We start from the raw sequence: 8,238 nt of genomic DNA on the forward strand, positions 1-8,238 counted from the left end.
CCGCCTGCGCCTCCTCCAAGCCACCCACCCACCCAGCCCGGAGGCTCGAGGCCCAGCACTGGCGGGGAGCCAGCGATAAGCCGTCAGCTCGCGGCCCGTAGTTTGTCTAGGGTCCAGGGCGTCTTGCGTTTTGCGTTTGGCGTTCGGCGTACGACGTAGGACGCACGACGTACGAACCGCCCCCGGCGCCCGGCCTTTAGCTATCGGCTATCGGCTATGGGCTACCGGCTAAATCCCCCGCAACCCCCGCACCAGCGCCCACAGCGCCTTCGCCCCCTGCACCAGCGACTCCGGCTCGACCCACTCCTCCGGCGTGTGGGCCCCGCCGCCCCGGTAGGTGCCGAAGGCCAGGGCGGGGATGCCGGCCTCGACCGCCGCGGAGGCGTCGGTGGAGCCCGAGAGCCAGCGCACCTCCTGGCCCACCTCGGCCAGGGCCAGCCGGGCGGCCCGCTGCATCTCCGGGGTGGCGGTGCTCCCGGCAGGGCGGCGGCCCAGCACCTCGAGCTCCAGCCGCACCCCGTGCTTCTGGGCCGCGTTCATCAGCGCTTCGCGGGCCTGGGCCTCGAGCTGCTCGAGCATGGCGCCCTTGCTGGCCCTGAGGTCGAGCTCGAAGCCCACCTCGGCAGGGATGGCGTTGATGGCCTCGCCGCCCCACACCCGGCCCACGTTCACGCTCACGTCCTCGTGCTTCTTCAGCTCGTAGAGCGCGCTGAGGGCCTGCCCCAGCGCGGGCACGGGGCTGGGGTTGGTCCGGTCGCCCCAGGCGTGCCCGCCGGGCCCCACGAACAGCCCCCGCAGGCGCACCGAGCCCACCGCCTCGGTGACCACGCCGGGCATGTAGCCGTCCACGGCCACCATCATGCGCGGGGACAGCCGCGCCACCAGCGCCCGCGCCCCCTTGAGGTTGCCCAGGCCCTCCTCGCCCACGCTGAAGCCCAGCCCGACCCCCAAAGGCAGCAGCAGGGGGGCCAGCGAGAGCAGCACGGCCACGCCGGCCGAGTTGTCGCCCACCGCCGGGGCGAACCACTTATCGCCCTGCTGCCGCACCGGGCCGGGGGTCAGCACGGTGTCGATGTGGGCCACCAGCAGCAGCCCGCCCGCGCCGGCCCAGACGTTGCCCAGCTCGTCGCGCTGGGGAATGAAGCCCATCTCCCCCAGCCGCCGCGCGACCCACTCCCCGCGCCCCAGCTCCCCGGCCAGCGGGCCGAACTCCAGCAGCAGCGAACGGGGGTCTAGGTGGACGGCCTGCGCACTCATTCACCCTCGCCCGACTCGGCCAGCCCCTCGCGCAGGGCGTAGAGCGCGGCCTGGGTGCGGTTGTTGAGGTGGAGCTTCTGGAAGATGTCGGACAGGCGGTTGCGCACGGTCTTCTCCGAGAGGGAGAGCTCGCTGGCGATCTCGAGGTTGGTGTAGCCCTGCGCGACGAGCTTGAGGATCTGCACCTCGCGGTCGGAGAGCTCGGCGTGGGGCTTGGGCGCGGTCTCGTTCTTGCTCTTGAAGTCCTGGATGATCTGCTCGGCCATCTCGGCGTCGAGCAGCACCTCGCCGGACTGCACCCGGCGGATGGCCTCGAGCAGCTCCTTGGCGTCGGCGTCCTTGAGCATGTAGCCGCGCGCGCCGGTCTTGACCGCCTCGAAGACGTAGGCGTCCTGGCGGTACATCGTCAGCATGATGACCTTGGCCTGGGGCCACTCCCGCAAAATCTCCTGCGTGGCCTGCACCCCGTCGAGGCCGGGCATCTGGATGTCCATGAGGATGACGTCGGGGCGGGCCTCGAGGGCGTGGCGCAGCGCCTCGCGCCCGTCCTTGGCCTCCCCGATCACCCGGAAGTCGGGCTCGGCCTCGAGCAGGCTCCGCAGGCCCTGGCGGAACAGGGCGTGGTCATCGGCGAGCAGGATGCGTATCATTACCCCTGATTCTACCCCCCTTCCGCCCCAGGGGTTTAGCGCCCGGGCCCCGGGTCCGGGACGGGGCCACAGGCTATCGGCCACCGGCCCTCTCCTGTAGCATGGGCGCGATGAGACGTGCGCTGAAGTCCTTACTCCTCCTGGCGACCTTGGCCCTGGGCAGCGCGCTGGCCCAGGGCAGTTGGGTGAGCCTGCGCGGCGGCCTGGGCGCGGGCGCCACCGCCGCCTACGGCTTCGCGGGCAGCCTGGACCTCGAGCTCGAGTGGCTCGACCCCACCCTCGGCGTCTACCCTCGCGGCAGCGTGGCCTACCTCTTCGGCGTGGAGACCCTCCTCAGCGGCCCCCTCCTCGGCGTCTTGCTCGAGGGCGGGAACGTGCTCTACTCCAACAACGACCGCACCGGCCTCTTCGGCGCCGTGCGGGGCGGGGGCGGCGTGCTGGCGCAGGGCGGCAGCGGCGTCTTCGTCACCACGCTGGGCCTGAGCGCGGGCTACCGCCTCGCCGACGGCCCCCTCGAGCTCGGCCTCGAGGGCGGGTTGCGGGTCGTAGCCACCGAGTACGGCGACGTGACGGTGCTCGAGTTCAGCCCCCGGGTGCGGCTGAGCGCCGGGGTCCGTTTCTGATGCTAGGCCACCCGGCAGCCTTACTTGACCAAGCCGGGTGGCTTCGCTATATTAGGGGGCGCTGTCCCTGCGGGGGCGCCACGTGGGCGGTTAGCTCAGCTGGTTAGAGCACACGCCTGATAAGCGTGAGGTCGGTGGTTCGAGTCCACTACCGCCCACCACGAAAAGCGAGGGAGCTCGAGGGCACTGTTACCCTCGAGCTCCTTTTTTGATCCCGAACGCCTCGGCCTGCAGGGTTAGGGCCTCTGCCCGCGCTCGGCGGTGACCACGATCCCGATGCCGCCTCGAGGGGTCTGCTCGAGCGTGACCTCGAGCCAGGCCGGGTCGATGGCGGCCACGATGTCGTCGGCGATGCGGGCGGTGAGCTCTTCGCAGAAGGCGGGCTCGTCGCGGTAGGCCCACAGGTAGAACTTCAGCGACTTGCTCTCGATGCACCTCTCCTTAGGGGTGTAGGAGATCCGCACCCGGCCGAAGTCGGGCTGGCCGGAGCGCGGGCAGATCGAGGTGAACTCGGCGGCCTCGAAGGTCACGCGGCCGACGTTGGGCGCTCGGAAGGCCTCGTCGGCGAGCACCTGGCGGGCCTCTTCGAGGGACTTGGGGCGGGGCATGGGCCCGCTGCGGGGGAGCCAGAACTTGTCCATGAGGGCAAACCTCCCGTTCAGTAGCCTTCCAGCGCCAGCCCTTGCGAGCGCAGGGCGTTGCGCACCCAGTAGACCAGCGGGATCAGCACGGTGCTCACCAGCATCTTGACCACCACCTGGCCCAGCATCAGGTTGAGCAGGGGCGCCCCCGTGCCGGCGAAGGCCAGCGTGATGAAGACGACCGTGTCTAGGGTGGTGGACACCAGGTTGGAGGCCAGGACCCGGCCCGCGATGGAGCGCTTCAGGCGCTCGAAGACCAGCGCGTCGAGCCAGGTGGAGACCCCGTAGGCCACCAGCGAGGCGACGACGACGCGGAAGGTGGTGCCGAAGACCTGGGCGTAGGCGCCGCCGTCGAACCACGCCGGCTTGGGCAGCACCGTCACCAGCAGCCCGTAGAGGGCCAGCAGGGCGTTGGCGGCCAGGCCCGCCCACACCAGCGACTTGGCGACCCTCCAGCCGCCCACCGTGTGCACCGCGTCGCGCAGGGTGAAGGTGAGGGAGTAGAGGAAGATCGCGCCGGGAAGGACCCACGGGCCTATCTGTACCAACCGGCCTGCCGTAGCATTGGAAACGAGCTCGGCCGCGATGTAGACGGCCACCAGGCTCACCAAAAGGTTCTCTTTACGCATGTGCTTCTCCCAGACCCTCGATTCTTCCACGTTTTCCGCCCATTGCCAATAGAACCCCAAGGAGGCCCCACCGTGAAGATCGGGATCCAGCTCTACAGCGTGCGGGACGCACTGGCCCAGGACTTCGAAGGAACCCTCGAGCGCCTGGCCGCCTTCGGCTACGAAGGCGTGGAGAGTTTCGGGCAGTTCAGGAGCGCCGGGGAGACCCGCCAGGTTTTGGACGGGCTGGGCCTCGAGGCGCTGGGGCGGCACGCGGCCTTCGAGGCGCTGGTGCAGGGGCTGGAGGGGGAGCTCGAGTTCTGCCTCGAGCTCGGCGCGCCCTACCTGGTGTGCGCGTGGTCGAAGGCCGGCGCCGCCTGGCCCTGGCCGCGCGTCGCCGAGGAGCTGGGGCGCATGGCCGAGCGGGCCGAGGCGCACGGGCTGAAGTTCGCCTACCACAACCACGCCCACGAGCTGCTCGAGCGCGTGGAGGGCGCCCCGGCCCTCGACCTGCTGCTGGCCCAGCCCCGCGTTCACGCCGAGCTCGACGTGGCCTGGCTGCACGCGGGCGGGGTGGACCCGGCCCAGTACGTGCGCCGCTACGCCGCCCGCACGCCCCTGCTGCACGTGAAGGACGTGGCCCGCAAGGGCGAGAGGTGGGAGACGGTGGAGCTCGGGCACGGGGAGGTCAACCTGAGCGCCGCCCTCGCCGCGGCCCAGCCGCGGTGGCTGGTGGTCGAGCAGGACCACAGCCCCGACCCCCTCGGCAGCGCCCGGCGCAACCTCGAGGCCCTGCGCGAGCTGCTGTAAGGGCGGGGGAACATTTAGCTTTCGTTCACCTTTCCGGCTGGGCTTGGGCCCGGCCTTTGCCCATCTGGCCCTGGCTCGAGCCGCTCCGTGGGACGGACGAGGGCAGGGCAGTCGCTTGACACCCCTGAGAGCCTGGCCTACCCTGAAACGGAACTAACAGTTCGCAACCGACCGCGCCGCGCACCCGCCCGCCTGCCCCAGGCCCGCCCCGACGCCGCCCACCCCGGTCCGGCGAGCGACGGCCCTACGGGGCCCGGAGGGGGGTTCAGGGGAGGCCACTATGGCTCAGCGGGTCGGTCGGCACTGCGGTCGTGGCGCGGGCGAGTCGGGCCCCCGGGCGGGCCCGGCGGCGCCGTAACGTCGGTGTAACGTCGGATCAACCACAATCAGGCCCATATTCCCTCCGTCTTCCCCTAAGGCTCAAAGGAGGCGTCATGCCAGTCACACCGAGTTATCCAGGGGTGTATATCGAGGAATTGCCCAGCGGGGTCCGCACCATTACCGGGGTAGCCACCTCCATCACCGCCTTCGTCGGGCGCGCGCGGCAGGGGCCGGTCAACGAGCCGGTGACGGTGCGCAGCTTCGGCGAGTTCGAGCGGGTGTTCGGCGGGCTGTGGCTCGAGAGCACCCTGAGCTACGCGGTGCGCCACTACTTCGCCAACGGCGGCAGCGACGCGCTGGTCGTGCGCGTCCACAACGGGGCCACCAAGGCCTCGCTGGCGATCTCGGGGGCGCTGACGCTGGAGGCCAAGAACGAGGGCGCCTGGCCCAACGCCCTGCGGCTGGCGGTGGACCACGACACCAAGGACCCCGCCGACGCCAGCCTCTTCAACCTCAGGGTGCAGAACGCCGCCGGGGAGACCTTGGAGAACTTCCCCAACGCCTCGAGCAACCCCGCCAACCCGCGCTACGTGGCGAGCCTGCTCGAGCGCGAGTCGCGGCTGTGGCGGGTGAGCGGCAGCGTCAGCGCCCGGCCCGCCGCCGACACCTACGACCTCGCCGACACCACGCCCCCCGCCGGGGTCACCGTCACCGCCGGGGGCGACGGCAACGCCCTGACCCTCAACCAGTACACCGGTTCGGAGGCCAACAAAACCGGGATTTACGCGCTGCTCAAGGCCGACCTCTTCAACCTGCTGTGCGTGCCGCCCCCCGCCTTCGGCACCGACTTCGCCGACGGCGATTGGGACAACTTCTACCAGTTCTGCCAGGACCGCCGCGCCCTCCTGATCGTGGACGCGCCCCGGTGGGCCGACAGCGCGGCGGCGGTGTCGGGGATCGCGGGCTTCACGCGGCACAAGAACGCGGCCATCTTCTTCCCGCGCGTCAAGGCCCCCGACCCGCTGCGGGAGAACCGCCTCGAGGAGTTCGTCCCCTGCGGCGCGGTGGCCGGGGTGATGGCCCGCACCGACGCCTCGAGGGGCGTCTGGAAGGCCCCGGCGGGCCTCGAGGCCACCTTAAACGGGGTCGCCGAGCTCAGCGTTTCGCTCACCGACAAGGAGAACGGCGACCTCAACGTGCTGGGGGTCAACTGCCTGCGGGCCTTGCCCAACGTGGGGCGGGTGGTGTGGGGCGCGCGCACCCTCGAGGGGGCCGACCGGCTGGCCTCGGAGTGGAAGTACATCCCGGTGCGGCGCATGGCGCTTTACCTGGAGGAGAGCCTCTACCGCGGCCTGCAGTGGGTGGTCTTCGAGCCCAACGACGAGCCGCTGTGGGCGCAGATCCGGCTCAACGTGGGGGCGTTTTTGCACAACCTCTTCCGCCAGGGGGCCTTCGCCGGCACCACCCCGCGCGAGGCCTACTTCGTCAAGTGCGACAAGGAGACCACCACCCAAGACGACGTCAACCGCGGCGTCGTCAACATCCTGGTGGGCTTCGCGCCCCTCAAGCCGGCCGAGTTCGTCATCGTCAAGCTGCAGCAGATGGCGGGTCAGGTGCAGGCGTGACGCGAGAGTCTTAGGTCGTACGTCCTACGCCAACCGCCGGAAAGAAACGTATTGCGTAAGACGTAAGACGTACGGTGCACGACCTCAGGGAGGTATTCAATGGCGCAATTCAGCGTGAACGCGACCCGCTTCGACCCCTACAAGAACTTCAAATTCCGCCTCAAGTGGGACGGCCGCTACGTGGCGGGGGTGAGCAAGGTCAGCGCGCTCAAGCGCTCGACGGAGGTGGTCGAGCACCGCGAGGGGGGCGACCCCTCGACGAGCCGCAAGTCGCCGGGGCGCACCAAGTACGAGGCCATCACCCTCGAGCGCGGCGTGACCCACGACGAGGAGTTCGAGAAGTGGGCCAACAAGGTCTGGAACTTCGGCTCGGGGCTGGGGGCCGAGGTCTCGCTCAAGGACTTCCGCAAGGACGTCATCCTCGAGGTCTACAACGAGGCAGGGCAACTCGCCCTCGCCTACCGCATCTTCCGCTGCTGGGTCTCGGAGTACCAGGCCCTGCCCGACCTCGACGCCAACGCCAACGCGGTGGCTATCCAGACCCTCAAGCTGGAGAACGAGGGCTGGGAGCGCGACTACGAGGTGGTCGAGCCCAGCGAGCCCAGCTTCACCGAGCCGTAGGCGGGCCATGTTCCCCGACGCCCCGACCTGGCTGGGGGTGTGGGAGCAGGGCCAGCGGGCCACGCCCCTGCAACGGGCCCTGCTGATCCTGCAAGCCCTGGCCCCGGACGCCTCCTGGCACGAGCTCTGCCGCCTGCCCCTGGGCGAGCGCGACGCGCGGCTGCTGGCGGCGCGGGAGGCGCTGTTCGGGCCGCGCCTCGAGGCCCTCGCCCGCTGCCCGGCCTGCGGGGAAGCCCTCGAGGTGGGCCTGCGCGTAGCCGACCTGCGCTTGGGGCAGGGCCCCGCGCCGCAAACGGTGGAGCACGGGGACTACCGCCTCACGCTGCGCCCCCTGGACAGCCTGGACCTGGCGAGCGCGCTCGGCAGCCCCGACCCGGCCCGCACGCTCACCCTGCGGGCCGTCGAGGAGGCGAGCCACCAGGGGCGAAGCGTGGAAGGGGCGCAACTGCCGCCGGAGGTGCTGGACGCCGTGGCCCACCACCTGCCCGAGACCGACCCCCAGGCCGACCTCCTGCTGCGGCTCTCCTGCCCCGCCTGCCGGCACGCCTGGGCCGCGCCCTTCGACCCGCTGGCCTTTTTGTGGAGCGAGCTGAACGCCTGGGCCCTGCGCACGCTGGCGGAGGTCCACCGGCTGGCCTCGGCCTACGGCTGGCGCGAGGGGGACATCCTGGCGCTCTCCCCCGCCCGGCGGCAGCTTTACCTGGGGATGGTGGGGCCGTGAACCCCTTCCTGAGCCGCCTCATCGCCCAGGCCCAGGGGCAGGCGCCCGCGCTCGAGCCCCGGCTGCCGGGCCGTTTCGAGACCCCTGGCTACTTCCAGGAGGGTTGGGCGGGCGAGGCCGCGGAGAGCCCGGAGCAGGCAGCGCCTCGAGCGCCCGGCCCAGCCCCCGCCGAACCCGTCGCGCCCGTGGCTCGGATCCCCCGTGAGCCTGCCGAACCGGAGATTCCGCGCCCCGTACGGCCCTCGCCCCGGTCGGCAGACCCGCAGGCCCCGGAGCCATCCGGCCGGAGGAAGCGCCCGCGAGCCCAGGAGCGGGAACTCGAGGCCCGCCCGTCCCCCATCCCGCACCCTGAGCCGTCGCC

Annotated in this window: 9 protein-coding genes, 1 tRNA gene and 1 pseudogene; 7 read left to right on the forward strand and 4 right to left on the reverse strand. The window is 71.1% G+C overall.

Annotation, left to right across the window (positions count from 1 at the left end; genetic code table 11):
* Window positions 1–228: 228 nt before the first annotated feature.
* Both Mterra_RS16555 and Mterra_RS16560 read right to left on the reverse strand, forming a co-directional pair.
* Window positions 229–1,257 (reverse strand): M20/M25/M40 family metallo-hydrolase, encoded by a 1,029-nt coding sequence (locus tag Mterra_RS16555; protein WP_119316166.1) that lies wholly within the window; start codon window positions 1,255–1,257, stop codon window positions 229–231.
* Window positions 1,254–1,907: a response regulator transcription factor gene (locus tag Mterra_RS16560; RefSeq protein ID WP_119316167.1), complete on the reverse strand. Its 654-nt coding sequence runs from the start codon at window positions 1,905–1,907 to the stop codon at window positions 1,254–1,256. Before Mterra_RS16560 ends, Mterra_RS16555 begins: the two co-directional genes overlap by 4 nt.
* A gap of 110 nt (window positions 1,908–2,017) precedes the next feature.
* On the opposite strand from Mterra_RS16560, the gene Mterra_RS16565 reads away from it, so the two are divergent.
* On the forward strand, window positions 2,018–2,530 hold the full coding sequence (locus Mterra_RS16565; protein WP_119316168.1) for a hypothetical protein: 513 nt from the start codon (window positions 2,018–2,020) through the stop codon (window positions 2,528–2,530).
* A gap of 84 nt (window positions 2,531–2,614) precedes the next feature.
* Window positions 2,615–2,691, forward strand: a tRNA-Ile gene (locus Mterra_RS16570).
* Window positions 2,692–2,766: 75 nt separating this feature from the next.
* Here Mterra_RS16570 and queF read toward each other — a convergent pair.
* Both queF and Mterra_RS16580 read right to left on the reverse strand, forming a co-directional pair.
* Entirely contained in the window at window positions 2,767–3,171 is a 405-nt protein-coding gene (gene queF, locus Mterra_RS16575; RefSeq protein WP_027891693.1) for a preQ(1) synthase, read from the reverse strand.
* Between the two features lie 17 nt (window positions 3,172–3,188).
* Window positions 3,189–3,800 (reverse strand): queuosine precursor transporter, encoded by a 612-nt coding sequence (locus tag Mterra_RS16580; protein ID WP_119316169.1) that lies wholly within the window; start codon window positions 3,798–3,800, stop codon window positions 3,189–3,191.
* Window positions 3,801–3,872: 72 nt separating this feature from the next.
* Here Mterra_RS16580 and Mterra_RS16585 point away from each other — a divergent pair, with 72 nt between their 5' ends.
* From Mterra_RS16585 to Mterra_RS22905, 5 genes and pseudogenes are all read left to right on the forward strand, one after another.
* On the forward strand, window positions 3,873–4,589 hold the full coding sequence (locus Mterra_RS16585; protein ID WP_119316170.1) for a sugar phosphate isomerase/epimerase family protein: 717 nt from the start codon (window positions 3,873–3,875) through the stop codon (window positions 4,587–4,589).
* 434 nt (window positions 4,590–5,023) lie between these two features.
* Window positions 5,024–6,535: a phage tail sheath family protein gene (locus tag Mterra_RS16590; protein ID WP_119316171.1), complete on the forward strand. Its 1,512-nt coding sequence runs from the start codon at window positions 5,024–5,026 to the stop codon at window positions 6,533–6,535.
* 99 nt (window positions 6,536–6,634) lie between these two features.
* Window positions 6,635–7,156, forward strand: coding sequence for a phage tail protein (locus tag Mterra_RS16595; protein ID WP_119316172.1), 522 nt, complete (start codon window positions 6,635–6,637; stop codon window positions 7,154–7,156).
* 7 nt (window positions 7,157–7,163) lie between these two features.
* Window positions 7,164–7,877 carry a T4 family baseplate hub assembly chaperone gene (locus Mterra_RS16600; protein ID WP_119316173.1) on the forward strand — a complete coding sequence of 238 codons (714 nt, stop codon included), beginning with the start codon at window positions 7,164–7,166 and terminating at the stop codon, window positions 7,875–7,877.
* Window positions 7,874–8,238, forward strand: a pseudogene (locus Mterra_RS22905) (hypothetical protein); the annotation flags it as partial. The gene Mterra_RS16600 and the pseudogene Mterra_RS22905, both read left to right, overlap by 4 nt.

It is taken from the genome of Calidithermus terrae, assembly GCF_003574345.1.
In the GTDB taxonomy this organism is placed as follows: domain Bacteria; phylum Deinococcota; class Deinococci; order Deinococcales; family Thermaceae; genus Calidithermus; species Calidithermus chliarophilus.

Excerpts from the sequence above, each read along its gene's own strand:
- Mterra_RS16555 (WP_119316166.1), bottom strand. The coding sequence starts at position 1,257 with ATGAGTGCGCAGGCCGTCCACCTAGACCCCCGTTCGCTGCTGCTGGAG.
- Mterra_RS16560 (WP_119316167.1), bottom strand. The coding sequence starts at position 1,907 with ATGATACGCATCCTGCTCGCCGATGACCACGCCCTGTTCCGCCAGGGC.
- Mterra_RS16565 (WP_119316168.1), top strand. The coding sequence starts at position 2,018 with ATGAGACGTGCGCTGAAGTCCTTACTCCTCCTGGCGACCTTGGCCCTG.
- queF (WP_027891693.1), bottom strand. The coding sequence starts at position 3,171 with ATGGACAAGTTCTGGCTCCCCCGCAGCGGGCCCATGCCCCGCCCCAAG.
- Mterra_RS16580 (WP_119316169.1), bottom strand. The coding sequence starts at position 3,800 with ATGCGTAAAGAGAACCTTTTGGTGAGCCTGGTGGCCGTCTACATCGCG.
- Mterra_RS16590 (WP_119316171.1), top strand. The coding sequence starts at position 5,024 with ATGCCAGTCACACCGAGTTATCCAGGGGTGTATATCGAGGAATTGCCC.
- Mterra_RS16595 (WP_119316172.1), top strand. The coding sequence starts at position 6,635 with ATGGCGCAATTCAGCGTGAACGCGACCCGCTTCGACCCCTACAAGAAC.
- Mterra_RS16600 (WP_119316173.1), top strand. The coding sequence starts at position 7,164 with ATGTTCCCCGACGCCCCGACCTGGCTGGGGGTGTGGGAGCAGGGCCAG.